The sequence below is a fragment of the Halomonas bluephagenesis genome (genome assembly GCF_054790765.1).
In genome coordinates, this window is sequence record NZ_CP133631.1 from 1914893 (window position 1) to 1940374 (window position 25482).

Sequence of the window (25482 nt, forward strand, 5' to 3'; positions counted from 1 at the left end):
CACAGCGACATCCGTGCGATTACTGTTACCATGAAACTAACTTCCACCTTACGGCCTGCGTAGTGACCATTCTGCCATGAAGAATTTGCCTAAACCTGTCTACTTTACGGGTTTTCCAGCACTGAAAGTGCTTATCCTCATCACTGGCATCTCACTGGCCGCCTGCACGTGGTACGTGTTTGCCAATTGGCTGCGCGATGATGGTGATATCACATGGTTTACGCCGAATGCCGACTGCAATCTACATTCCAGCACGTGCTCGGCAGTCCTGGGAGATAAAGGCCGCTTAACACTAACCATTGATGCCGACGGCCGTATCGACGCGTTAGATATTCTGCCACTGGATGTAGAGGTCGAGGGCCTCAACCCAAGTCATGTAACGGTCGACTTTATTGGTCGCGATATGGATATGGGCTTACACCGCTTTGGCTTAACCGCCACGGCACCTGGGCACTTTCATGGCCAAGGGCAAGTCGGTATCTGCACGCAAGACGTGATGCCCTGGCGGGCACGGGTTATTCTGGAGACACCGGAAGGCAAGTTGGGCAGTTGGTTCGACTTTGATGTGATTAGGAGTTAATACGCATGGCCGTTAAACCAAACAATCGTAAATCACTCTGGCTGGGACTAGCACTCATACTCGTCATGCTGACCGTTTCCGCTATCGGCCTGTACCAGTTTGCCTTTCAGCCTGACAGTGACGACGTGACGGGAGGACCAATAGAAATGCCCTCTACTCAAGGTGATTTCTCTCTCTCCCAGCTAGATGAAGACGACATTGCCATTGTTTCATTTGGCTACACCTACTGCCCCGACGTTTGCCCAATGAATCAGGCCGTTAAGCGTCAGGCGTTGGCCCAGCTAAGCGACGCTCAGCGCGAACGCGTGGTGCCTGTCATGGTAACGGTTGATCCTGAACGCGATACGCTGCCACGCATGGAAGAGTATATGCAGTTCTTTGGTGATGCCTTTATCGGCTTTGTGGGTAGTCAAGAGCAGCTTGAAGATGTTGCGGCACGCTATGGCGTTATTTGGCGACGAGTAGAGGCACCCGACTCAGCCATGGCCTATACCATTGACCATAGCGCATCGCTTTTCTTAGTTAACCGTAACGGTAAGATTTTACAGAGAGTGCTCTACTCCCCAGCACCACACGGCTTAGTGTCAGCGCTGGAGAATGAGCTAAACAACTAGTAAGAAATACAGCAAAGCAGTACTGACCAAGTACTTGGATTTAGAACCTGGAATTAGGATGTGCTTAGGTTTAAGGCGTACTTTGTAGGTGCTCAAGCATCGCCATTAGCGCTCTGGCTTGAGTGCCATCACGCGTGTCATGCAGCGGATTGAGCTGCCAAGTGCTTTCGGCAAAGCCCCACCAATCCCAACACCCCTGCGGATTAGCCATGCTACTTTCCGCCTGCGGGTATAGCACCACTTGACCATAGTCTGCTGCCCAGCGATTTAAACCACTGTGGCGCATAAACGTGTCGCCAATGGCGTCTACACTCATTTGACAGCCATGCAACGCTATCGTGACAGGGCAGCCCCCCGCCTCGCACGCCTCAGGAATAAACAGATCCCCCACGTCGGCCAAGCCTTTAACAGCGAACTCCGACTGATCAAAGGCAACTACTTCGCCCTCGCTAGCATTTGCATCACGCTCAGGGTAAAGCCATGAAAGCATATCGCCAGCCACATTCTCATCACAAGCAAGCACATGGCTGCCCCCGCCCTGTCGACAACCGCCAAATGTCTGGGGGCTAGCGTTGGCCTGCTTCGGCAGTTTTATGGGCCAACCATGACCAGTGTTCTCACTGCGTACGAAACGCAGCTGCTCTGAAGATGCCAGCCAGCCCTGCCACTGTTCTGCCAACAAGCTACCCAGCTCTGGAGAAACAGTGTCATCTTCATCACCGTGCCATACATAGGCTCGCAGCTGGCTTAGCGCATCGCGCTCACCCACCTGCTCAAGCGACTCATAACGCTCGCGCCGGCGATCCAGCTCATCCAGAGAAGGCAACCCACGTCGGGTGCTCATACACTGGCTAAGAGCCAAACTAAGCGCACCTTGGGCACAGCTCCAGGGGCCCGCCGCTAATACGCCTACGCCACTAAAGCGTTCAGGCCAAGCAACCGCCAACTGTGCGGCCATGTAGCCGCCAGACGACACGCCGACCACGCTAGCGCGGTCACTCGCTGCGCTTAATGCAGGTAAATCTCCAGGCACGTCCTCTGCTTCAGCGTGAACAGCCGCGCTGCCCAGCAGTAAAAGCGCGCCAAAAAGGCAAGACGTAGAAGCGGCGGAACGTATCATTTACTCAACGCCTAACAGTTCAACGCGGAACGTCAGCATTTCATTCGGGCCAATAGGACCTTGACCACCTTCACCATAAGCCAGCTCAGCAGGGATATATAGCATCCAGCTATCGCCGACGCTCATCAGCTGAAGCGCCTCCTGCCAACCTTCAATGACTTGATTTACCTGGAAGCTCACCGGCTGGCCACGCTCAAAGGAACTGTCGAATACGGTGCCGTCCAGCAGCATGCCTTCATAATTCACTTCAACGGTGTCTTCAGCGCCAGGAGTTGCGCCGTCACCGGACTCAAGTACTTCATACTGCAAGCCAGATTCGGTAACTTCAACTTCTTCACGCTCAGCGTTTTCAGCCAAATAAGCTTGGCCTTCCTCTAGATTAATCTGAGCAATTTCAGCGGCTTCTTGCTCGCGCTCCGCCATAGAACGTTCTTGGAAAGCGACCAGCGCTTCCATCATCTCTTCCTCGCTTAACGCTAACTCATTGCCATCAAAGACATCGCGCATGCCGTCCGTAAATGCATCAAGGTCGAGGTCTTCAATATCGGCCTGCATGCTCTCGCCCAGGGTCACGCCTAAGCTGTAAGCAAGGCGCTGTTCGTCGGTTTCAGGGGCCGCTGCTGCAAAAGGAGCGACCAATAACAAACTCGCCAAAGCGGTGGAAGAAAATAATGCTTTCATGAAAAGAACCTTATCCAAGGCGCAACGCGCCAAATGTTTGAGTGCTTCAAAGACTAACACCCGCCACCCCAGGCTGCATTACCTGAGACGACGGGTGCTAGTAAGACCACGATCAAGTGCAGTAGTTTGGTGTCTTAAACGACCAACGTAGGACAGTGTGCCGCACCCGCCACACGTTGGGAGACACTGCCCAACAGCAGATTTTTCTCGCCGTTGGTTCCCTGAGCGCCAATCACAATTAAGTCGCACTCCCGTTTACGGGCAAAGCGCACAATGGTTCGCGAGGGGCGCCCGCCTTTCACAAACGCCCTTATTCGCGCGCTGTCTGCCCCCATCTCTATGGCATAGGACTTGGCGTGTACTGCAATTTCCGTGGCGTACTCTTTCAGTGCATCATCGGGCAAATCAAGTTTATTCGGCCGCACCATGGAAAGCGATGCTTCCAATAAGCTGTGGTGCTTAAAGACACACAGCAAATAAAGTTCTGCACCGGTAAGCATATGCAGGCCAACCGCTTTATCCAGTGCCTTAATCGCCCCTTTTGAGCCATCAACGGGAATTAAAATGCGATTAAACATCCGCGATCTCCTTGTGACTGCTTAGCGGAAGGCAACATCACGCAAGAACAGCGCAATTTGCGGAAACATGATCAGCAGCGCCGCCGCTAAAATCAGCATAAAGATGAAGGGCGGTGTGCCTTTGATGACTTCCCAGTAAGGCCGCTTAAAGATCGCAATCGCGGTAAATATATCGCAGCCAAAGGGCGGGGTCGCCGAGCCAATGGCCACCTGCAGCGTGATCAAAACACCCACCAGAACAGGGTCCAGGCCGGTCGCCGCAATCGCAGGCGCGAAAATGGGCGTAAGCACCAGAATGACCACAATCGGATCAACAAACATGCAAGCAACAAAGAAAGAAATACAGATCGCGATCAGTACGCCTGTAGGCCCGGCTTCATTTACACCTACCGCTTCCAAAATCATTTGTGGAATCTGCGCGAACGAGATTATCCAGGAGAACCCATTACCCACGGCGACCAATATAAACACCACCGCGGTAATTAAGCCGGTGGATTTAGCAATCGCATAAATATCGTTCATTTTGAGGGAACGGAACACCACAAATTCGAGCAGTATTGCATACAACACACAGGCTGCTGCTGCTTCCGTCGGGCTAAAAACACCACCGTAAATACCACCAACGATAATGACTGGAAAACCTAACGGCCATAGCGCTTTTTGCACTGCGATGGCGCGCTCTTTCCAGCTAGCGCGAGGCTCAGTAGGCACGCCTTTTACCACGGCATAAATAATGCAATAGATTGAGAACATAAACAGGATTAAAAGCCCTGGCCCAATCCCCGCGATAAACAGCTCGCCAATCGATGTACCCGAAATAACCCCGTAAATGATCATGCCAATACTTGGGGGTATCAAAAAGGCGATATCACTAGCGTTAATGATTAGCGCCAGTGTAAAGGGGTCAGAGTAGCCCGCTTTCAGCATCTTGGGCCGCAGAGGTGAGCCCACCGCTACCACGGTTGCCTGGGTAGAACCAGAAACCGCGCCAAACAGCGTACAAGAAGTTGCTGTACTGACCGCAAGACCACCTTTGATATGGCCTATAAAGGACATCACCATATCGATTAGGCGATTAGCAGACTGGCCGCGCGTCATAATATCTGCCGCCAGAATAAACATCGGCACCGCAATCAGCGAGGCAGGCCGGATGCCCGCCATCATCTGCTGGATCAACGTATCCATTTGGCCGAAGCCGTTAAACATCATATAAAAACCGATCACCGCCGCCGTAATCAGCGGGATCATCATAGGAAAGCCCAGCAGCAGCAGGGCAATCATGGTGACTACCATTATCGTCGTCATAGCGTTCCCCTAGGGTGCAAGCCCTGCTTTACACTTCTGTTTCGGTGTCTTTGTAACCGTCGACTACCCCTGTAGAGAGATATACATCCCGAGAGGTAAGGTTTTTAATTGCCGTTAACAGATACTGAATGCCCGTAATTAGGAAACCCATGGGTACCCAGACATAAATGATCCAAATAGGTATCCCTAGTGACGGCAACACACGACCTTTGCTTTGAAGGTCGAGGATGTACACGACGGAGTAGTACAGCAGGAAAAACATAACGAGGGAGGTAAATAACGAAATACCTATCATCAACACCTTGCGCCCCCCAACGGGCAAAGCATCGTAGATTGCTGACATGCGAATATGGCGGCCGTGTCGAGCGGCGTAACCAATACCCGCGAAGGTAATCATAATGATCAAAATACGGTTTAATTCACCTGAAAACATAATGCTATTGCCAAATACAAAACGGGCAATAACATTGGTGACCGTATTCAGCGCCATTAGCAAAACCCCCAGCGCCAGTATGACTGACTCGATTTTGCTAATTGCAGTGTCGATCACCCCTAGTATGCCGGGCAAACCAGAGCTGTAATTCTTTTCGGATTCTTCTTCGGTCATGGCCGATCTCCTCTTATGCAGCGTGGCAGCTAACTATTTAAGACAACCTAGCGCCTCTTCCTTCACTGACCACCGAACGGAGCATGTCCGGCCCTACTCATTTTGTAGCGTAACGGTTAATAACTCTTTCCGCTTCAACGCTGGATGTACGTAAATTTTTCTGTCTTTTGCGTAAGGTAACGCGCTTTTTTTGTTAGGTGGCTGTCAGCACCAGACGAGCGTGTAGGAATAGAAAAGGGGCAGCGCTGGCTGCCCCCTAGGTGATTGTCCGTTAAAGCGAGCGTGCTAAACGGTGAATCACTCGTTAGTTACGGCTTCGAGATCGGCTTTAAACTGCTCAAGCAGCTCAGCACCACGCTCCCCCGTCATGCCTAGGAAGGCCTCTTCCACCTGCGGAGCACGCTCACGGAAAGCCTGAATTTGCTCTTCATTCAAGCGCGTCACAGTGACTTCATCCGAAGCTTCTTGGATTTTAGCTAATGCCTCGTCGGCTAGCCCTTTGATGTGCTCAATTGTGTGGTCATAGGCAGCATCAGACGCTTCTTGCACCAGCTCTTTGTCTTCATCAGACAAGCCTTCATAGAAGTCTTGATTAGCCATCATCGCGGTAGTGAACCAACCATGGCCTGTGAAGGTAAGGTGCGGAGACACTTCATACAAGCCGCCAGACTCGATCCAGAAAATCGGATTTTCTTGGCCATCGATAATGCCAGTTTGCAAACCACCATATACTTCACCCCAAGGCAGTGGCGTCGGTGTTGCACCAAAGGCATCGTAGGTTTCTGAAAGCAATGGGTTCGTCATGGTACGAATTTTTTTGTTATTCATATCTTCCGGCGAGCTAATTGGCTCGTCGGTGGTAACAACCATTTCACCTTCAGGGTACATCTTAAGTAGCTCAAGGCCTTGCTCGGCATAGAGCTCTGGGAACATTTCGTTGATAGCCTTACTTTCGTCGAAGAAAGTAAGGACGGTTTCTTCATCTGTTGGTAACAGATAAGGGATAAAGAAGATTTGCGCTTCTGGAATAAGAGAACCCGTGAAACCAGGCGACTGGTTTACGAACTGGAGAATGCCGTTTTGAGTCTGCTCCATGATGTCATCAGACTCACCTAACTCACCAAAACGATAGACCTGAACGCTGTGATCAGAATTCTCTTCGATATATTCTTTGAATGCGTAAGCGAATACGTCTTGGACATCGCCTTCGTACTCTTCGTGGGCGTAACGCCAATTATCTGCTTGAGCGGCTGCGCTGAGGCCAAATAGTAGTGCACCAATGCTCGCCGTCGTCATTAACTTGGTCGTTACTGAACGAGTCGAAATTAACTTGCTTGCCTTCATGCAGAGTTCCTCTAGCAGTGGTAAGCGCGCTATGCGAGTGCGCCAATATTTAATTTTTGTATAATGCGTGCCGCTCTTAAAACGCTCTGTTAATTGTCACAGACTTTTAGAATCACTATTCATAAAAGCACTATTCATAAAGCATGTCTTTTTGAACACATCTAGAATAACTTTTAGAAGTAGCTTTTAGAAACAGTGTCAAAAGTAATAACAAACCTTGAAACACGCGTTATTCAAAAATAGCTTAATTTCAGGCTAGCGCGGTCGCTCGTAGCGGTCAAGCTGTGTCGCAAGCATATTAAGTGCCTCGCTGACGTTCTCGCGCTCGGGTGACACAACCTCTTGATCAAAGGCAAGAACATTCGAAAACAGCTTACTTTGCAGCCATTGTGCAACATCTTGCTTACTTATAGCGCAGTTTTTTAACCGCTGGTTATGTTTAGATGCTTGCAATATCCATTGCTGCCAGCGTTGAAGATTCTCACGCTCAGCCTGAAGCTCAGCCTGCTGAAGCGTCTTTCGCAATTGAGCAACGCCCTCATTTACTGCGGCTTGTGGCTTTAGGTCACGGCGCAACTGTCGCAAAACTACTGTGACCGATTGCTGCCAATGCTCACGTGCTTCGCGCTCCACTGCCAGCGCACTTGGCGTTGCCTGAAGGCCGTACTGGTAGAGCCAGCCATGCACTAGAAGCTCACACACATCAACCCCTGCACTGTCCTGCAGAACAAGGCATGCCTGCTCAACCCCAGGCTGGGCATAAAACGTCAGTGCAAAATCCCACAGCGGAGCCTGCTGTAAGCGCTGGAATCGGTTAGAATCGAACATTGATTTACCCACTTTTTCGGGAGAATGCATGATCGCACTGCGCCAAGTCGCCCTGCAACGGGGCACACAAACGCTACTCGATAACGCCGACCTTACGCTCCACAGCGGCATAAAGGCTGGCATTATCGGGGCAAACGGCGCCGGTAAGTCGAGCTTATTCAAACTCCTGCTAGGCGAACTTGGCCCCGACCAAGGTGACGTTGAAATGAGCGGTGGCCAGCGGATCGCTCACATGGCCCAGGAAGTTGAAGCACTGGATCGCCCCATTGTGGAGTACGTTCTGGATGGCGATCATGCGTTGCGGCAAGCGGAAGCTGATCTGCTGGCCGCTCGCAAAGCAGATGATGCGCACCGTGAAGCCGAGTTACATGGGCTTATCGAAACTCTGGATGGCTACACAGCCGAATCACGGGCGTCGCAGCTGCTGGTGGGGCTCGGTTTCGTACAAGCAGATCTTAAGCGGCCCTTGTCGGACTTTTCCGGTGGCTGGCGTATGCGGGTGAATCTAGCTCGCACGCTGTTTATGCCTTCCGATTTATTACTGCTTGATGAGCCAACTAACCACCTGGATCTCGACGCCCTGCTTTGGTTAGAACAGTGGCTGACCCGCTACCCAGGCACGCTGCTGCTGATTTCTCACGACCGCGACTTCTTGGATGCTGTGTGCGATCACATCGTGCATATGCATCACCAAACGCTCGAGCTTTACCGTGGCAACTACTCTCGCTTTGAGCGCACACGAGCTGAAAAGCTCGCCCTACAGCAAGCCGAAGCGGCCAAACAGCAGGCCCGCCGCGAGGAAATTGAGCGTTTCATAGCGCGCTTCCGCGCCCAGGCAACGAAAGCAAAACAGGCGCAAAGTCGCGTGAAAATGCTGGAGCGTATGGGCGACATTGCCGTCGCTCATACGGATTCGCCTTTTCACTTCACTCTACCTGCCGCAGATAAGACTTCGCACCCGCTGCTCGTGCTGGACCAAGCCACCCTTGGCTATCGTGGAGACGCGGGCGATGTCGCCCAATTAGAGAAGGTCAACATTACGCTATTACCCGGCAGCCGTATTGGTCTGTTAGGCCCCAACGGCGCGGGTAAATCAACGTTGATCAAATCACTGACCGGTGAGCTTGCGCTGCTAGAGGGCAAGCGTGTGCCAGGTGAGCATTTAGCCATTGGTTATTTTGCCCAGCACCAACTGGAAAGCCTGGACGTAACCACGACGCCGTTTGTACACGTTCAGCGGCTCTCGCCCACGGCCAGTGACCAAGAAATTCGCAACTTCCTCGGTGGATTTGGCTTTAAGGGCGATGACGCTTTTGGCGAAGTGGCCACCTACTCCGGCGGTGAAAAAGCGCGCTTGGCACTGGCGCTGGTCGCCTGGCAGAAACCAAACCTGCTGCTGCTCGATGAGCCAACCAACCACTTGGACTTGGAAATGCGCGAGGCACTAACCGAGGCGCTGGCAAGTTTTGAGGGTACCGTCATTCTGGTATCTCACGACCGTCATTTATTGCGCGCCACGGTTGATGAGTTCTGGCGGGTTGCCGATCATCGTGTGGAACCCTTCGATGGCGATCTCGACGACTATCGGGTATGGCTAAAGGCGCGTTTAGAAGAGGGCCGCCGCGATGCACGTAGCGAAAAAAGCGAACGCCAAAGCCAACAGCCTAGCGGTGACCGCAAAGCCGCTCGCAAGGCCGCAGCGGAACTACGCGAGAAGCTAAGACCGCTGAAAAAAGAGCGCGATCAAGCTGAAAAAGCCATGGAGAAAACTCAGCAAGCACTTGAAGAAGTAGAAGCTATTCTGGCTGACCCAACACTTTATACCGACAGCGCTCGTAAAGCAGAACTTACCGAAGCACTTGCCCAACAGGCGAAAATCAAAAGTCGCTTGGACACCGCCGAGCAGCAGTGGCTGGCAGCCGAGGGAGCACTGGAAACGATGGAAGCAGAGCTATTGGCCAGCGAAGACGCCTGACCTAACCTGCATGTAATAAGCCGGTTAGCTTTCAAGCAAGAACGTTACCGGCCCATCGTTAACCAGCGCCACCTGCATATCAGCGCCAAATTGGCCGGTAGCAACGTTAGGCCAAGCAGCGCGTGCATTAGCCACTAAATAGTCAAACAGACGCTCGCCTTCGGCGGGCGGTGCCGCGCTAGAAAAGCTGGGGCGCAAACCTTTGTGGGTATCGGCAGCCAATGTAAACTGTGATACCAGCAATAAGCCCCCGTTGGCCTGCTGAAGGTTATTATTCATTTTGCCTTCATGGTCACTGAAAACACGGTAGTGCAGCAGCTTATGCAGTAGTTTTTCAGCATCGGCCTCGCTGTCGCCTTTTTCAACACCCACTAGTGCCAGCAGGCCATGATCAATAGCTCCTACCGTCTTACCCTCGACCGTCACGCTGGCATTTTTTACCCGTTGAATCAGTGCCTTCACACTAGCCCCTTGCGATGTCATCCAAAGAAGAGACAGTGTAATCGCTGGCATAGGTTTCAGACAAAACCCACCTATGGGCTAGCTCTGGCCCAGCAGCGCATCACGAAAAGCATCGCTTAGCGGGCGCTCGCCCAGCCAAATACCAAACATGGCGCTGGCGAACTCAGCACTGTCATCCTCAAATACCACATCACCGTTGAGGGCAAGACGTAGCCACTCTCCATCCCAACTGAGCAGATAGCGATCGCCGGGCGTTACATCACGATAGCGCTGATTCAGCCGCTCCAGGTCCTGTTCAATCTGGTTAAATTCATAGAGTGTCAGCGACTCTTTTAGCGTTTTCTCAGTCGCTTCCGCAAAGTCGGCAGCCTCAATGTCATGAAAGTAAGCTAACTCAAGGCGGCGTGGCACATCACTCAACGGCTGTGGCTCAGTTTCTCCTTCAAGCTGATAATAGGCACCCGCATAGGCAGTCCAGATCATGTAGCGAAACACCCCGCTGCCCATTAACGCGTAGCGCTGACCATCAATTTCTACGACTCGCTCAAAGCGTTCTCCCCGCTCAGTCACACTATCGGCCAGCACATTAGATGCTGATAAGAACGTGCCCACTGACAGCAGCGCGCCTAGCGCTAAATGTTGACCGTGTACAGATAGCATAGCGAAAACCTCCTCATTTCCCGGAACACTAGCTATACATACACAAAACAAAAATAAAGGTTCCGTACAACAACTACCAAGAGCGACACAGCATGAGGTCGCAGTGAGGTTCTCCTAACAGCATTTCGGTCACTTGGCTGGTGTGTTGGGGCTGGCCACGGCTACCAATAATCACCAAATCGGGAGAGTGTCGCTTCATATAATCTTGAAGCACATCACAGGGTTGCCCTGGCTCGAGCACTAGCTCGACATCAGGAACGCCATCAAGATCACGCATTAAGCTCTCAACCTCGTTATCCAGCGTTCTACGTAGGCGCTCTACTTCGTGATCTCGCCACTGCGCGAAATTAGCCTGAGAGCCCAACTCACGCTCTCCAGGCAAGCTCCAGGCATGCAGTAGCGTCAACTTCGCTTCTGGAAAGCGAATGAGTGCTTCCCGGAGTGTCTGTCGGGCGGTAAGCGAAAAATCGATCGGCACCAGGATATGTTGCCAAGGCTGTGTCGGTAGATAAGAAGCGACCACCACCGGACAAGGCGCACTTCTCAGCACACGCATCACGGTGGTTCCCAAGAGGAGATCTTTCTGACCGCGCTTACGGTGCATGCCCATAATAATTAACGAGGCATTGCGTTCGTGGGCTTCTCGCACAATTTCAACATGAGGCGCCCCCACAACGGTTTGAATAAGCAACGAAGGCGCTTCCAGCGCGTAATCTTCGCGTAGGTCGGTCAATGTGGCGCTAATATCTTCATTAACCGCGCTTTCAACGTCGTGAAGAACACGTCGAGGCAAGTAAGGGTCCAGGACATGAAGAATGTCGAGCTGTGCTCCTTGGGCATAAGCCAGCCGTAGAGCGCGGGCAAACGCAGCGCGGTTATCCTGAGAAAGGTCCGTAGCGAACAGCAGCGTGCGAGACATGGCGCAACTCCTTGGCCGATCAAGTCGGCACCGTCAGTAGGCACTTTGGACGATCAAGCGGGCACCTTTCAGCATGGTGTCCGTTTGTGCATACCGCAAGGTGTGTCTTAGCTTTTCGACTGCTGCTCTGTACGCTTATTGCGCTAGGTCATTTACATCACCACCACGCATGAAAGTGGTGCACTGGCCCACGGCCATGACCGACATTTAGCCGAGTGCTAGCCTCTAAAGCGGCGTGCAACCACAGTTTTGCTTCGCCAATCGCTTGTTTAGGGGCGCTTGGCGAAGCATCGGCGGGTAGTTTTGCTAGGCACGCAGTAATCGCAGATGAGAGTGCACAGCCCGTGCCGTGCAAGTTGTCAGTATCAATACGTGAAGCAGGAAGCCATGCATGCCCATTCGGGGTTGCTAGTAAGTCAGGACAGGTATCACCGCGCAGATGGCCACCTTTCAGCACCACGTAAGGTGCTCCCAACTCAACCAGCGCTGGCAGCATCGCCTCCATGTCATCCAATGAAGCCGGTGGTTCGGCGTCTAAGAGCACAGCAGCTTCAGGCAAATTGGGCGTAATGACGTCTGCTAAAGGCACCAGTATATCGCGCACGGCACGAATGCCAGCGTCATCGACTAGAATGTCACCGCTTTTGGCAACCATCACCGGGTCCAATACGATCCAGCGGGGGCGGTTTTTCCGCAATACATCAGCGATCACCTCGGCAACCTCACGACTAGCAACCATACCGATTTTAACGGCATCTAATGCCACATCCTCTATCAGGTGCTCTAACTGCTCGCGAATAGCGTGAGGCGAAACCGGATACACAGAGGCCACACCGCAGGGATTTTGGGCGATGACCGCGGTGATCACATTGGTGCCGTAGACACTCAGCGCCGAAAAGGTTTTCAAATCCCCCTGCAAGCCAGCACCACCCGAGGGGTCAGAACCAGCGATGGTGAGCACATTGCGAAGGCGGGAATCGTTGGACATGGGGCTCCTTACTTAACGGTTCAGTAGTTCTCTAGAATACCCAAGTACAGCGCTAAATAGGGGCTTCTTAACTAAAACAATGGCCGCCTGAGAGGCGGCCATTGCGTATTCAACGAGAGCAGAATGCTCATAGCATAGTTACATCGCTATTGAGCCGCTACTGCGTTGTGTCACCATCTGGATTACGTGCGTTGTAGTACGCCTGTTCAGAAATCGCATGGTAGTTTTCGACCTTATCCTGGAAGGTACGATAGGACTCATAAATACGTGTACCTAACTCGCTTGATTCAGCCAATTCAGCAGTAACGTCTTCTGAATACTCACGGGCCTGAGCCAACACGTCGTCAGGAATGCGGCGCAATTCAACCTCATGCTCGTTGACCAGAGTCTCTAGCGCATCGTTATTACGCGCGGTGTACTCATCAAGCACGTTTGCGTTGATATCGCGCACTGCGGTCGTCAAGATCGCCTGCAAATCAGCGGGTAACTCGGCTAATGCTTCCTCGTTGACGATGGTTTCAAACATCACCGTCGGTTCGTGCCAGCCTGGGTAGTAGTAGTAATCGGCGGCCTGATGCAGGCCAAAAGCTAAATCATTATAGGGGCCAATCCACTCAGTCGCATCAATGGCACCCGACTGAAGTGATGTGAATATTTCGCCGCCAGGCATGTTCACAATGGCAACGCCCATACGGCTCATCACTTCACCGCCTAAGCCTGGCATACGCATTTTCAGGCCATTAAGGTCCTCAATGGAATTGATTTCCTTGTTATCCCAGCCTCCCATTTGGACACCGGAGGCCCCAGCCACCATGACCTCTACACCAAAGGGCTCGTAAACTTCGTTCCACAGTTCCATGCCGCCGCCAAAATACAGCCAAGCATTCATTTCCTGTGCATTCATACCAAACGGTACGGCAGCGAAAAACTGTGCTTCAGGGGCTTTGCCCTTCCAGTAATAAGAAGCCGAGTGGCCAAGCTCAGCGGTGCCATCAGATACGGCGTCAAACACTTCAAACCCAGGCACCAACTGGCCAGCGCCAAATACTTCAATGGTCAGGCGACCATTGGACATCTCTTCCACCAGCTGCGAGAGCCGCTCAGGCCCCTGCCCCACGCCAGGGAAGTTTTTTGGCCAGGAAGTGACCATTTTCCAGCGGAAGTTTTCTTGTGCCTGGGCCTGATTATCAAAACTTGAAACCACCAGCAAGCTAGCGGATAGAGCAGTCGTCATCGCAATGGCGACAGGTAGCGCTTTGGCTTTCATACATTAACCCTCTGGCTTCTATTGTTGCTGTTATAGGTAGGGGGAGGCCGCCTAGCCCTTTTGACTAGGCGGTTTGTTGCAAGCCGTTAGTTGATGCAGCTTGGCTGCTTTTAATTAAGGTTGCCACTTAGTTGCGTTGATAGTAACGATAGTTTTCAACTCAGCGCTAATCAAAATGACCCAGGTTAAAATTGAGCAGGTAGCCATGTCGCTAGTTGGGGGAAGAACGTTAGCACCAGCAGCATGCCAAGCTGCATAAGAATAAACGGGATGACCCCGCGGTAAATCGCCGAAGTCGGCACCGAGGGTGGCGCTACGCCGCGCAGATAAAATAGCGCAAAGCCAAACGGTGGGGTTAAGAACGATGTTTGCAGATTAATGGCGATCATGATGCCCAGCCAAATCGGATCCAGCCCCATGGCCAACAGAATCGGCCCAACGATGGGCACCACCACGAAAGTGATCTCGATAAAGTCGAGAATAAAGCCAAGCAGGAAGATGACCAGCATCACGATAATGGTCGCACCCACCCCCCCGCCGGGCATACCTTCGAACAAGTCGGTGACCATATGCTCGCCGCCGTAGGCTCGGAAGACCAGCGAAAACAGCGCCGCACCAATCAAAATCATAAACACCATGGTGGTCACATGGGTGGTTGAACGCAGCACATCTTTCAGCGTTGCCCAATCCAACTGCCGATAAGCAATGGCCAGCACCAGAGCACCAAAGGCGCCGACGGCTGACGCTTCTGTGGGCGTTGCAAACCCACTTAAAATCGAGCCAAGCACCGCGACAATAAGTACCACGGGAGGCACAAGGCCTTTCAATAGCAGCCATCCAAGACCTGAGGTATGACCAAGCTCTGCCATTAGCTCTTCACGGTCAGCAGCAGGCGCCATTTGCGGGCGCAGCCACGCGACCATGGCAACGTAAATCATATACATAACCACCAGAATCAACCCTGGCACCAGCGCCCCCATAAACAGATCTCCCACAGAGACCGTTTTAGGACTAAAAATGCCCATCGAGAGCTGCGCCTGCTGGTAAGCGGACGACAACACATCACCAAGCAGTACCAGTGCAATGGAAGGCGGTATAATCTGACCTAGCGTGCCAGTCGCACAAATGGTGCCGGTCGCGAGCGAAGTGCTATAGCCACGCTTTAGCATGGTAGGTAGCGACATAAGCCCCATGGTAACCACGGTGGCCCCCACAATGCCGGTAGACGCCGCCATCAGCATACCGACCAATGTCACGGAAATACCCAAACCACCACGCATAGCACCAAACAGTAGCGCCATCGCATCGAGCAGTGTTTCGGCTACTTTTGACTTCTCAAGTAAAACACCCATTAAGACAAATAATGGCACCGCCAATAACGTTTGGTTGGTCATAATGCCGTAAAGCCGATTGGGCAGCGCAGCAAGATATCCACTGTCGAAATTGGCGTCGACGCCGATGGCTTCAAGGCCTAAGCCCATTCCTGCAAACAACAGCGCGGTGCCCGCTAACGAAAGCGCCACCGGGAAGCCGAACATCAGTACGATACAGATGGTGGCAAATAAAATAAGCGGCATAAATTCCAACATTAAACGCGCTCCTCAAGGTGGTTATCATCACCAACAGATGGGGGTATCCGGCCAGTAAATACGTAGCCGTTGCGCACCACTTCAATGATGCCTTGTACGATCATCAGCGCGGCAAAGAGCGGTATTAACGTTTTCAGTGCAAAGACGGCTGGAATACCACCGTAGTCTGAGGAGGTCTCCATAACACGCCAGGAGTTAGCAACGTAGCCCAAGCTGGAAACAATGATAAAAGCCATCACTGGGATCAAGAGCGTGATAATACCCACAATGTTAACTACCGCTTGGCGGCGGGGTGTCATTCCACGGTAGAAAATATCGACCCGCACATGGCCATCGTGGCGAAAGGTGTAGGCCGCGGCGAGCATAAAGACACTGGCATGCATATACATCACCAGCTCTTGCATAAAAATGCTGTTAACGCTGAAAGCGTAACGAAGCAGTACAATCGCGAACTGAATCAACATCATGATGATGATCAGCCACGCAAGGCTACGCCCGAACCACTCCGAGGCGCGGTCCAGCGCAGCGATAAACGCAGGTAGTTGTGTTGTGTCCGACATGGAGGTGTCTCGCGTAAAAACGGCTAAGGGGAGTCAGCGCTCCGACAATAGCGTATATACGCAGACAATGCAGCGCCCGTAAACCACTAAGCACGCTTATCGTTAAACGCTTTGGCGAATCGCCGCCAGACAGGCTGCAGGTAACGGTAAATCGACAGCGATCGGTAAGTGGTCAGAAAATAAGTGATCCAACACACGTACATCCGCAGCTTCAAGGGTTTGGGACAGCAAAATATGATCCAGGGCGCGACGGGGTTGCCAGGAAGGATAGCTAAGCAGTGGCTTAACCGGGTGAAGCGGCAACGACGTACTAAAGCGTTCATGTGCATGAAGCTGATCAGGCGTGCAGTTTAGATCGCCCATGACCACCACATGGCGCAGCGGCTCGATAATGTTGCTCAAATAATTTAGCTGGCGCACACGCCCACGGTGGCTCAGCGCCAAGTGGGCTACAAAGATATGCAGTGCATCCGGCCCTTCACCATAGCGCGCGTGAATTGCACCACGTCCTGGCAGCATACCTGGCAAACGATGCTCTTCGATGTGACTAGGCACGATGCGCGACAATAGCCCATTACTGTGCTGAGCAAACTGTCCTAGATTACGATTAAGCTGTTGAAAGTAGTGGGGAAACCGCGCTTTAGAGGCAAGGTATTCAACTTGATTAACACGACCAGAACGGAAACTACCGCCGTCGACCTCTTGCAGTCCCACCACATCAAATGGCTCTAGCACATTGCCCATTTGCGCCAAGCGTTTAAGGCGCTGAGGGTGGGGCAACACATGTTGCCAACTACGAGTGAGATAGTGATGATACGCCGACGTTTGAATACCTACCTGCAAATTGAACGTCAGCAAGCGAATATGGCCACGTTCAGCCAATGATGACGCAGGCGAGCCTATCTGCCCCCCTGCGTGACCATGCTCTAACACCGTTATTGTGCGCGCTCGTTACGCACGCGCTCGACAAGCGCATCCGCAATTTGCGGCATATTTTCCAAGCTCCCTGCCGTACTTGGCGACACAAGGTAGCGCCCATCAATAATGAGCGCCGGTACGCCCATCAGACGCATTTCACGCATGCGGCTGTTGGCTTTATTAACTTCGCTGCGAACGCCAAACGCCGTCAGCGCCTGCTTAGCTTTCTCTTCGCTTACGCCGTAATTAGAGAAAAACTCAGCGATTTCATCCGCATCTGTCAGTGAGCGACCATCTTCATGAATAGCTTCAAAGAAATCAGTGTGCAGTTCGTCTTCGATACCCAGAGATTCTGCTGCATAAAATGCTGTCGCGTGGGTATTCCAGTCCCCGCCCATGGTGGCCGGCATGTGAACAACGCTAACGTCGTCTTCAAGCGTTTCATACCACTCGTTTGCAGGTGTTTGCAGCCGGTAGCAATGCGGACAGCCAAACCAAAACGCTTCGGTCACTTCAATCTGCCCCTCTTCGACCTGTGTCGCCACCGGCGACTCGAGCAGCGTGTAATGCTGACCTTCTACCAGCTCCTGGGCACTTACGGCCGCAGATAAGCCTAAGCCGGCCATCGCGACCATTAACGTTTTTAACATAGCGATAATTCTCCAAAAATGAGCGAGACTGTGACCGCTGGTTATGCAAAGAGGTTCCCCATCTCTTTAATTACCAGTGAGATAGGGCACCTTTATTAGCAGCGACTAGTTCAAGCCTAATAGGTAATTCGCTACGGCTTTCATATCGCTATCGCTCATTTTAGAAGCGATATCGCCCATGATGTTATTCGGGCTGTTAGCACGTTCACCGGAAGCAAAGTCTTGCAACGTAGACACCGTATACTCGGCGTGCTGGCCTGAAAGCGCTGGATATACTGCGCTTCCAATACCAACCCCCGTAGGCGTATGACAAGCGCTGCACGAAGGGATGCCTTTGGACATATCGCCTGCCCGGTACAGCTCTTCACCGCGAGCTAAAAGCTCTGCGTCTTCATCGCTTGTCTGACCAAGGTTCGCGTTTTGCCCTGCAAAGTGACCTGCCACATCCCAAGCGTCTTGATCTGAGAAATCATCGACTTGACCGGCCATGGTGGGAACTAAACGGTCGCCGTCACGGATATCCATGATTTGCTTGGCCAGATAGGACATTTGCTGCCCTGCTAGGTTTGGAAAAGCGCCCGATGGACTAATACCTTGCTGGCCATGACAGGCTGCGCAGGTTTGAGCCAGTTCACGACCAGCCGCTGCATCCGCGTCAGCTTGGTGGTCGGTTTGGGCGTGTACGGTGCCAACGGCACCCATGGTAATTGCCAGGCTTGCCAGTAACTTTCTCATTGCTATTCCACTATGCCGTTTGATTATTGACTGGTACGCACCCTGGGCGCTGCCCAGGTTCAGCACTTTACCAGGGTCAGCTCCGCCAAAACGAACAACATGTCGTGTTGGTCGCTGCTGGCTAGAGCGCGATGGTACACTAGCGCCCCAGGTCGCAGTTATAAACCGCTTGCATTATAACGAATCACCCTAGCGGCGGGGATGCAAGTCCAGGTCTGCTTTTGGGGTAATTCGTCGCGGTACCGTCATTTACTCACGTTAACGTGGTGAAACGGGCCGTCTTATACGTCTGTTTTTCAGGATTAACACCATGTCTACTGCCAATGATAACCCAGTCGCTCGACTGAACTACCCCACTGCCCGCTTTATGATCAGCGCCCCTACGCTTGCGCTGTGCCCAGACGATACCGGTGCTGAAGTCGCGTTCGCTGGGCGCTCGAATGCGGGTAAATCAAGCGCGATTAACGCGCTTACTCAACAGAATGCCCTTGCCCGCACCTCGCGCACACCAGGCCGCACCCAGTTGATCAACTTTTTCAGCGTCATGAATGACGAATCGCGTCGCTTAGTCGACTTGCCCGGCTACGGCTACGCCAAAGTGCCTGAAGCGGTGAAGCTAGAGTGGCAGCAGCATCTGTCTGACTACCTGCGTGGCCGCTTCAGCCTACGTGGCCTTGTACTGCTAATGGACGTGCGCCACCCGCTAACCGAGTTCGACCAAATGATGCTCAACTATGCGGATAAGCGCGAAATGCCCGTGCACATTCTGCTTACCAAGTCCGATAAATTAAAAAAAGGTCCTGCTAGCGCCGCGCTGCAAAAAGTCCGTTCGCGCCTTAAAGAGTGGGAAGATTTTGTCTCGGTTCAGCTTTTCTCATCGCTCAAGCGCGACGGTGTAGATACGCTTTCTCAAAAACTAGACCAGTGGCTGCATACCCCTGAGTAAACCAAGGATTGCCGAACAAGCCAAGTTTTCCCAAACAGCCTGAAGCTTGCTCAACACAGACAGCCTTGCCAAATAAACCCAGGTTCCTTAAGCACACCGCGGTGTCTGTCAGGAGCGTCGTTCCAACCAATCGATTAGCTCGGGCAATTCTTTCACGTGGGCAATTCGGTGAATGCGTGTTGGCAAAGCTTGATCGCCTTGCGCGGCGATCCATACGGCATGCATGCCCAACCGCTGTGCAGGTAACACGTCCTCTTGCCAGGAATCACCTACATGCATGGCGCGGTGCGGCACAACATTCAGACGCTCCAAAGCGGTGAGAAATGGCTTAGGGTCTGGTTTTGGTGCCAGTAATTCGCCTGCAGCAATAGCCACCGGAAAGTACGCCGCTAACGGCTGACGCTTGAGGTGAATATTGCCATTGGTAATAGCGGCTAGCTGGTAACGCTCGCTCAACGCGGATAGTAGCCCAGCGGCTTCAGGGTGAGGGGTTACCTGCACCCGCAGTCGATGAAACTCATTCATGGCAGCGGCAGCCCACAGCAACGCACAACTGCGTGTTAAGCCTTGGGCCTCTAGCTGTGCTTCTAACGCCCGTAGACGTAGCCAGGTAAAGTCTCCGCGCCGTTCCGGAACTTGCTTGGCCCACGCTTGGCGGCGCTCCAGGTAGTCGGCTAGCCCTTGCTCGTAACTCAGCGTCAATGGCGCTTCATGGCGGGCTTTGCGCCACGCCGCCAGCGCTTCAATTAGCCATCGATAGTGGCCCTCTTCCGTTTTTAACATCACGCCTTGGTTGTCCCACAGCGTATCGTCAAGATCAAACGTAATCGCTTGTAGAGAAGCCATGGTTAACTCCGTGTCGTGCGGCGTTTAGCGCGGGGGTGAGCGGCATCATAACTTTCGGCCAAATGCTGCCAATCCAGGCGGGTGTAGACTTGGGTCGTCGATAAATTAGCGTGGCCCAGCAATTCCTGAACCGCCCGCAGGTCTTGGCTGGACTCCAACAAATGACTTGCAAATGAGTGACGCAGCCGATGGGGGTGGAGGTGTTCAGGCAAGCCACGCACAACAGAAAGCTGCGCCAACCGCTTTTGAATACCCCGATGTCCAAGACGCTGCCCACGCTGACCGACAAATAACGCCATTTCCCCCATTGCCGCCAGTTCAGGTCGACACGACAACCACTCCTTAATCGCCTGATCCGCTCGCCTGCCAACAGGCACTTGCCGCGGTTTACTGCCCTTGCCCATCACCCGCACATGGTGGGCATTTAAGTGACCTAAATCCAGTGCGGCGAGTTCCGCTAACCGTAGGCCACTGGAGTAAAACAACTCGAGCATGGCTTGGTCACGTATTGCCAGCGGCGTGCCATCGTGAGGCGTATCTAAAAAGCGTGATAGCGCATCCACATCAAGCGGTCTTGGTAAGTGGCTTGGCTGCTTTGGTGTGCGCAGCAACCCCACAGGGTTGTCGACAAGCACGTGATGCTGCACAAGATAGTCAGCAAAACGTGATAGCGCGGCGCGGCGGCGGGCTAAACTTCTCGGCGCGAGCCCGCGGCTGCGCTCTGACCCTAAAAAAGCGCGCAGAAATGCAGTGTCTAACATCGCCGCATCGGTTACGCCACGTTGCTCAGAAAAACGCTGCAAGGCAATTAAATCCTGACGATACGCTGCCACCGTGGCAGGGCTTGCGTGGGGAGCAAGCTTACGTAAATACGCTTCGACCTGCGTCGTCAATGAGCATGGGCTATCCATGATGTTCCAGACGAAGCAGTAGCCGTGCCACGATATCGCTCAGATACTCTGTAAACAACGTATCCATACTGGCGCGGTAACAGTCGGGATCAGGGCTTGCGAGAAGCAAATATCCCAGCTGCTCGCCCGCCGAAAGCCGCGAAATGGCACAGGAACCCGACCGTCGGGGTGCTTTGGTATGCGGCAACAGACATTTCCAGTCGCTAACACTGAGCTTGACACAACGGCTGGTGCGCCCATCTAACAGCGCAGCTAAGCGAGCGCTGGCATGCTGATCCAACACGTGACGCGGTGGCTGAGGCGGCGTTGGCTCATCGTCACTTAATGAAGATGGGCTCCATAGCGCCATTGCAGGCGTTTGAAAGTGCTCGCTTAGCTGAACAGCTAGCGCTTGGGCCAACGTATCGCGATCTTCTGCTTCAACCAGATTGAGTAGCGTCTCACGCAGTCGACGGTACTGGGCTTCATTATGTCGTGCCGTTTCTAGAAGATGCTCAAGCCGCCCCTCTGCTGTTTCAGCACGCTGGCGTAAATCAATCACCAAGCGCTCTAACAGCGATACCGCCCCATCGATATGGGGATGTGGCACCTTGAGTTGCTGCAGCAAGCCTTCACGACCAACAAAAAAATCGGGGTGGCGTGCCAGCCAAAACGCCACTTGATCAGGGTCGAGCGTTTTGCGCGGCTCGGGGGCTTGAGACATCGCCGTTCTCCTAGAATTAGTTGAGTGTAACTCGACCGTCGAAGACACGTGTGGCAGGGCCCACCATCACCAACGGCGCTTCAGGGTCGGGCCACTCAATGCTTAACTGGCCACCCGGCAGGTGAACGGTTACCGGGCTTTTCAACAGCCCTTGGCGAATACCGCTAGCCACCGCAGCACAGGCCCCCGTGCCACAGGCAAGCGTCTCACCGCTGCCACGCTCATACACCCTCAGGCGAATTTCGCTGGGCGACACGACCTGCATAAAACCTACGTTTACCCGCTTGGGAAAGCGAGGGTGAAACTCAAGCAGCGGCCCAAGATGCTCAACCGGTGCGCTGTCAACACATTCAACCTGCAGCACAGCATGGGGATTCCCCATTGAAACAACCCCTAGTTCCAGCGTGCCGCCGTCGACGTCAACAGCGTGTAGTGGTTGGTCACCCGGTGCTTCAAACGGCAGCGTGGCCGGATTAAAACGCGGCCTCCCCATGTCAACACGCACCATACCGTCGTGCTGAACATTGAGGACCAGCGGCCCACCGGCAGTTTCCACATGAATTTCATGCTTATGTGTGAGGCGCTGATCGCGAACAAAGCGAGCAAAACAGCGCGCACCATTACCGCAATTTTCAACTTCGCTGCCATCAGCATTAAAAATACGGTAGCGAAAATCCATCTCTGGATCTCGGGGCGGCTCAACCACCAATAATTGGTCAAAGCCAATGCCAAAACGCCGGTCTGCTAGCTGGCGAATCTGTTCATCACGCAGGCGCGCTCGCTGAGTGACTAGATCCACCATCATAAAATCATTACCCAGACCATGCATTTTGGTGAAGTGCAACAGCATCAGCGCTCCCCTTCCGGCAGCAGTGCTTCACCGGCCCACAGACTTTCCAGGCTTTCCCGAGCACGTACCACATGGTAGCGACTGCCATCGACCATCACTTCCGGTGGGCGCGGACGGCTGTTGTAATTCGACGCCATCACAAAGCCGTAAGCGCCCGCTGATCGAACGGCTAGTAAATCGCCCTCAGCAATCGCCAACTCGCGCTCTTTACCGAGGAAATCGCCGGTTTCACAGACAGGGCCCACGACATCATAGACCGCACACTTACGTTGCTGGCGGGTATCCACCGGCACAATCCCCTGCCATGCCTGATACAGCGCAGGACGGATTAGGTCATTCATGGCAGCATCAACAATCGCGAAATTTTTGGTTTCGCCGGGCTTTAAGAACTCTACGCGGGTTAGCATTAGGCCTGCGTTAGCCGCAATCGAGCGGCCCGGTTCAAATAGTAAAGTAAGCGCTTCACCGCCCTCCCAACGAGAAAGGCGCGCCAGCAACTGGCTCGCGTAATCAAACGGCTGAGGTGGTTTTTCATCACGATAGGGAACGCCTAGCCCACCACCCAAATCCAAATGATCAATCTCAATACCACGCTCACGCAGCCGCTCCATCAGCATTAAGAGGCGCTCAAGGGCATCTAAAAACGGGGCGGTTTCGGTTAGCTGAGAGCCAATGTGGCAATCAAGCCCCTTCACTCGTAGGTGGGGCAAGCTGGCGGCCAGCGTGTAAACGTCCAGCGCTTCATCGACAGGAATGCCAAACTTGTTATCTTTTAGCCCAGTCGAAATATACGGGTGGGTGCCTGCATCTACATCCGGGTTTACCCGCAGCGATACCGGTGCCACCTTGCCCAGTTCCGCCGCAACGGCGTTTAGCCGCTCAAGCTCGGGACGGGATTCAACATTGAAGCATTTAATGCCGACGTCTAGCGCACGGGCCATTTCATGAGGCTGCTTGGCAACGCCCGAAAACACGATTTTTGACGGGTCGCCGCCCGCTTTCAGCACGCGCTCAAGCTCACCAATCGAAACAATATCAACCCCAGCCCCTAACCGTGCAAGCAGGCCCAACACCGCCAAGTTGGAATTGGCTTTCACCGCATAACAAATCAGGTGAGGATGACCACCCAGGGCTTCGGTATAGGCCCGGAAATGGCGCTCTAACGTCGCTTTTGAGTAGACATAACAAGGCGTTCCCAGATCGGCGGCAAGCTGAGTAAGCGGGACGTCTTCAGCATAAAGCACGCCATCGCGGTAGTTAAAGTGATCCATTATCCCTCCTGCTCGGCAGCCGAACCATTAGTGTCTTCGTCAGGCAAATAAAGCGGCCCTTTCTGACCGCAACCAACTAGCAGCAGCGTGATCAACAACACCGCACTAAAGGTGGTAACCCAGCGTTTCATGCATCACCTTTCAGCGCTGCCAACGCCTCGCGGGCACGGCTGGCAGCAGCGCGAACCTGCTCAGGCGCGGTGCCACCGATATGGTTACGGGCGGCCACGGAGCCTTCTAACGTAAGTACCTCGAACACATCCTGCTCAATCGTGGCAGAGAACTGCTGCAGTTCTTCAAGGGTCATTTCAGACAGATCTTTCTTAGTCTTCAAACCGTAGGCCACTGATTGACCGACAATTTCATGGGCATCACGGAAGGCTACGCCCTTGCGCACCAAGTAATCAGCAAGGTCCGTGGCGGTCGAGAAGCCGCGTCGTGCGGCTTCATACATGCTGTCTTTTTTCGGCTCAATAGCAGGCACCATGTCGGCAAAGGCTTTTAAGCAATCTCGCACGGTATCAACGGCGTCAAACAGCGGTTCTTTATCTTCCTGATTGTCTTTATTGTAGGCCAGGGGCTGAGACTTCATCAGCGTTAATAGCGCCATTAAGTGGCCATACACCCGGCCCGTTTTACCGCGAACCAGCTCGGGCACATCCGGGTTTTTCTTCTGCGGCATGATAGAAGAACCCGTGCAGAAGCGGTCAGGCAGGTCGATAAAGTCAAACTGGGCGCTGGTCCACAGCACCAGCTCTTCGCTCATGCGCGATAGATGCATTAGCAGAATGCTGGCAAAGCTGGTGAATTCAATAGCGAAGTCACGATCGGAGACGGCGTCCAGTGAGTTTTCTGCTGGGCGATCAAAGCCGAGTAGCTCTGCAGTGACATGGCGGTCAATGGGATAGGTCGTGCCCGCTAACGCCGCTGCGCCAAGAGGCATTACATTCACGCGCTTGCGGCAGTCCAGCAGGCGCTCATGATCACGGGTTAGCATCTCTTGCCATGCCAATAGGTGATGGCCAAAAGTCACCGGCTGCGCCGTTTGCAAATGGGTAAAACCAGGCATGATGGTATCGGCTTCACGGTCGGCAAGCTCAATCATGCCTTCACGCAGACGAACCAACTCTGCTTCAATCACGTCAATCTCATCGCGCATAAATAGGCGGATATCGGTCGCTACCTGATCATTACGTGAACGACCGGTGTGTAGCTTCTTGCCCGTAATACCGATTTTATCCGTCAACCGTGCTTCGATATTCATATGCACGTCTTCAAGCGGGATCGACCAGTTAAACTCGCCTCGCTCAATTTCGCCCTGAATCTCGGTGAGGCCGGTGATAATGGTATCGCGCTCGTCATCGGTCAGCACACCGACAGGAGCCAGCATAGTGGCATGGGCAATAGAGCCCTGAATATCCTGGCGCGCTAAGCGCTGGTCGAAAGTCACAGACGCGGTGAAGCGTGCAACAAAAGCATCGGTGGGCTCGCTAAAGCGACCGCCCCAAGACTGGTTCGTAGCTTGGCTCATCGGAGGCATATCCTGCTGACTAAACTAAAGGAATCGTTATCAGA

28 protein-coding genes are annotated in these 25482 nt (G+C 53.2%); 4 read left to right on the forward strand and 24 right to left on the reverse strand.

All coding sequences use genetic code 11. The annotated features are described in order from the left end of the window. The first annotated feature begins 76 nt into the window (after positions 1-76). Together REH51_RS08380 and REH51_RS08385 are read left to right on the forward strand one after the other, a co-directional pair. The gene (locus REH51_RS08380; protein WP_009723213.1) at positions 77-580 is read left to right on the forward strand and encodes a hypothetical protein; all 504 of its coding nucleotides are present in this window, start codon (positions 77-79) and stop codon (positions 578-580) included. A gap of 5 nt (positions 581-585) precedes the next feature. Then, a complete protein-coding gene (locus REH51_RS08385; protein WP_498937558.1) occupies positions 586-1194 on the forward strand; it encodes an SCO family protein in 609 nt (202 codons plus the stop codon). A 70-nt stretch (positions 1195-1264) separates the two neighbouring features. Here REH51_RS08385 and REH51_RS08390 read toward each other — a convergent pair whose 3' ends face one another. The 7 genes from REH51_RS08390 to REH51_RS08420 all read right to left on the reverse strand — a co-directional run bounded on the left by REH51_RS08390 (position 1265) and on the right by REH51_RS08420 (position 7687). After that, positions 1265-2314, reverse strand: a complete 1050-nt coding sequence (locus tag REH51_RS08390; protein WP_498937560.1) for an alpha/beta fold hydrolase — start codon at positions 2312-2314, stop codon at positions 1265-1267. Next, the gene (gene bamJ, locus REH51_RS08395; protein ID WP_009723216.1) at positions 2315-2995 is read right to left on the reverse strand and encodes a BamJ family beta-barrel-assembly machinery protein; all 681 of its coding nucleotides are present in this window, start codon (positions 2993-2995) and stop codon (positions 2315-2317) included. It lies immediately after the preceding gene. Between the two features lie 134 nt (positions 2996-3129). Beyond that, entirely contained in the window at positions 3130-3573 is a 444-nt protein-coding gene (locus REH51_RS08400) for a universal stress protein (RefSeq protein WP_009723217.1), read from the reverse strand. 21 nt (positions 3574-3594) lie between these two features. Beyond that, complete coding sequence (locus tag REH51_RS08405) at positions 3595-4878, reverse strand: TRAP transporter large permease (protein WP_009723218.1); 1284 nt, start codon at positions 4876-4878, stop codon at positions 3595-3597. A 28-nt stretch (positions 4879-4906) separates the two neighbouring features. Continuing rightward, positions 4907-5485 carry a TRAP transporter small permease gene (locus REH51_RS08410; protein WP_009723219.1) on the reverse strand — a complete coding sequence of 193 codons (579 nt, stop codon included), beginning with the start codon at positions 5483-5485 and terminating at the stop codon, positions 4907-4909. 297 nt (positions 5486-5782) lie between these two features. Further along, on the reverse strand, positions 5783-6829 hold the full coding sequence (locus REH51_RS08415; protein ID WP_009723220.1) for a TRAP transporter substrate-binding protein: 1047 nt from the start codon (positions 6827-6829) through the stop codon (positions 5783-5785). 255 nt (positions 6830-7084) lie between these two features. Further along, positions 7085-7687, reverse strand: a complete 603-nt coding sequence (locus REH51_RS08420) for a TIGR02444 family protein (RefSeq protein WP_234667970.1) — start codon at positions 7685-7687, stop codon at positions 7085-7087. Here REH51_RS08420 and abc-f point away from each other — a divergent pair. Next, the gene (gene abc-f, locus REH51_RS08425) at positions 7686-9632 is read left to right on the forward strand and encodes a ribosomal protection-like ABC-F family protein (protein ID WP_498937561.1); all 1947 of its coding nucleotides are present in this window, start codon (positions 7686-7688) and stop codon (positions 9630-9632) included. The genes REH51_RS08420 and abc-f overlap by 2 nt on opposite strands. A 24-nt stretch (positions 9633-9656) precedes the next feature. Here abc-f and dtd read toward each other — a convergent pair whose 3' ends face one another. From dtd to REH51_RS08475, 10 genes are all read right to left on the reverse strand, one after another. Continuing rightward, on the reverse strand, positions 9657-10094 hold the full coding sequence (gene dtd, locus REH51_RS08430; protein ID WP_009723223.1) for a D-aminoacyl-tRNA deacylase: 438 nt from the start codon (positions 10092-10094) through the stop codon (positions 9657-9659). Between the two features lie 78 nt (positions 10095-10172). Next, positions 10173-10754, reverse strand: a complete 582-nt coding sequence (locus REH51_RS08435) for a chalcone isomerase family protein (protein ID WP_009723224.1) — start codon at positions 10752-10754, stop codon at positions 10173-10175. A gap of 73 nt (positions 10755-10827) precedes the next feature. Beyond that, positions 10828-11673, reverse strand: coding sequence for a universal stress protein (locus tag REH51_RS08440; protein WP_009723225.1), 846 nt, complete (start codon positions 11671-11673; stop codon positions 10828-10830). Between the two features lie 157 nt (positions 11674-11830). Continuing rightward, positions 11831-12661, reverse strand: a complete 831-nt coding sequence (gene thiD / locus REH51_RS08445; protein WP_498937563.1) for a bifunctional hydroxymethylpyrimidine kinase/phosphomethylpyrimidine kinase — start codon at positions 12659-12661, stop codon at positions 11831-11833. Between the two features lie 157 nt (positions 12662-12818). Next, a complete protein-coding gene (locus tag REH51_RS08450; RefSeq protein ID WP_498937565.1) occupies positions 12819-13928 on the reverse strand; it encodes a TRAP transporter substrate-binding protein in 1110 nt (369 codons plus the stop codon). A 185-nt stretch (positions 13929-14113) separates the two neighbouring features. Further along, on the reverse strand, positions 14114-15517 hold the full coding sequence (locus REH51_RS08455) for a TRAP transporter large permease (RefSeq protein WP_498937566.1): 1404 nt from the start codon (positions 15515-15517) through the stop codon (positions 14114-14116). After that, the gene (locus REH51_RS08460) at positions 15517-16077 is read right to left on the reverse strand and encodes a TRAP transporter small permease subunit (RefSeq protein ID WP_009723229.1); all 561 of its coding nucleotides are present in this window, start codon (positions 16075-16077) and stop codon (positions 15517-15519) included. Before REH51_RS08460 ends, REH51_RS08455 begins: the two co-directional genes overlap by 1 nt. Before the next feature lie 102 nt (positions 16078-16179). Further along, a complete protein-coding gene (locus REH51_RS08465) occupies positions 16180-17010 on the reverse strand; it encodes an endonuclease/exonuclease/phosphatase family protein (RefSeq protein WP_009723230.1) in 831 nt (276 codons plus the stop codon). A gap of 2 nt (positions 17011-17012) precedes the next feature. Beyond that, complete coding sequence (locus REH51_RS08470; protein ID WP_009723231.1) at positions 17013-17645, reverse strand: thiol:disulfide interchange protein DsbA/DsbL; 633 nt, start codon at positions 17643-17645, stop codon at positions 17013-17015. Positions 17646-17750: 105 nt separating this feature from the next. Next, complete coding sequence (locus REH51_RS08475) at positions 17751-18380, reverse strand: c-type cytochrome (RefSeq protein ID WP_498937568.1); 630 nt, start codon at positions 18378-18380, stop codon at positions 17751-17753. A 310-nt stretch (positions 18381-18690) separates the two neighbouring features. Here REH51_RS08475 and yihA point away from each other — a divergent pair, with 310 nt between their 5' ends. After that, positions 18691-19326 carry a ribosome biogenesis GTP-binding protein YihA/YsxC gene (yihA, locus tag REH51_RS08480; protein WP_009723233.1) on the forward strand — a complete coding sequence of 212 codons (636 nt, stop codon included), beginning with the start codon at positions 18691-18693 and terminating at the stop codon, positions 19324-19326. Between the two features lie 108 nt (positions 19327-19434). Here yihA and REH51_RS08485 read toward each other — a convergent pair whose 3' ends face one another. The 7 genes from REH51_RS08485 to argH are packed head-to-tail and all read right to left on the reverse strand — an operon-like array spanning position 19435 to position 25438. Continuing rightward, positions 19435-20172 carry an HAD family hydrolase gene (locus REH51_RS08485; RefSeq protein ID WP_009723234.1) on the reverse strand — a complete coding sequence of 246 codons (738 nt, stop codon included), beginning with the start codon at positions 20170-20172 and terminating at the stop codon, positions 19435-19437. 2 nt (positions 20173-20174) lie between these two features. Next, a complete protein-coding gene (locus REH51_RS08490) occupies positions 20175-21083 on the reverse strand; it encodes a tyrosine recombinase XerC (protein WP_498937570.1) in 909 nt (302 codons plus the stop codon). Next, on the reverse strand, positions 21076-21786 hold the full coding sequence (locus REH51_RS08495) for a DUF484 family protein (protein ID WP_009723236.1): 711 nt from the start codon (positions 21784-21786) through the stop codon (positions 21076-21078). The genes REH51_RS08490 and REH51_RS08495 overlap by 8 nt, the downstream gene beginning before the upstream one ends. 16 nt (positions 21787-21802) lie before the next feature. Then, the gene (gene dapF / locus REH51_RS08500) at positions 21803-22636 is read right to left on the reverse strand and encodes a diaminopimelate epimerase (RefSeq protein ID WP_009723237.1); all 834 of its coding nucleotides are present in this window, start codon (positions 22634-22636) and stop codon (positions 21803-21805) included. Beyond that, positions 22636-23907 (reverse strand): diaminopimelate decarboxylase, encoded by a 1272-nt coding sequence (lysA, locus tag REH51_RS08505; protein ID WP_498937572.1) that lies wholly within the window; start codon positions 23905-23907, stop codon positions 22636-22638. Before lysA ends, dapF begins: the two co-directional genes overlap by 1 nt. Continuing rightward, positions 23907-24038 carry an LPS translocon maturation chaperone LptM gene (gene lptM, locus REH51_RS08510; RefSeq protein WP_009723239.1) on the reverse strand — a complete coding sequence of 44 codons (132 nt, stop codon included), beginning with the start codon at positions 24036-24038 and terminating at the stop codon, positions 23907-23909. Before lptM ends, lysA begins: the two co-directional genes overlap by 1 nt. Further along, complete coding sequence (gene argH / locus REH51_RS08515) at positions 24035-25438, reverse strand: argininosuccinate lyase (protein ID WP_498937574.1); 1404 nt, start codon at positions 25436-25438, stop codon at positions 24035-24037. The genes lptM and argH overlap by 4 nt, the downstream gene beginning before the upstream one ends. Between the last annotated feature and the right edge of the window lie 44 nt (positions 25439-25482).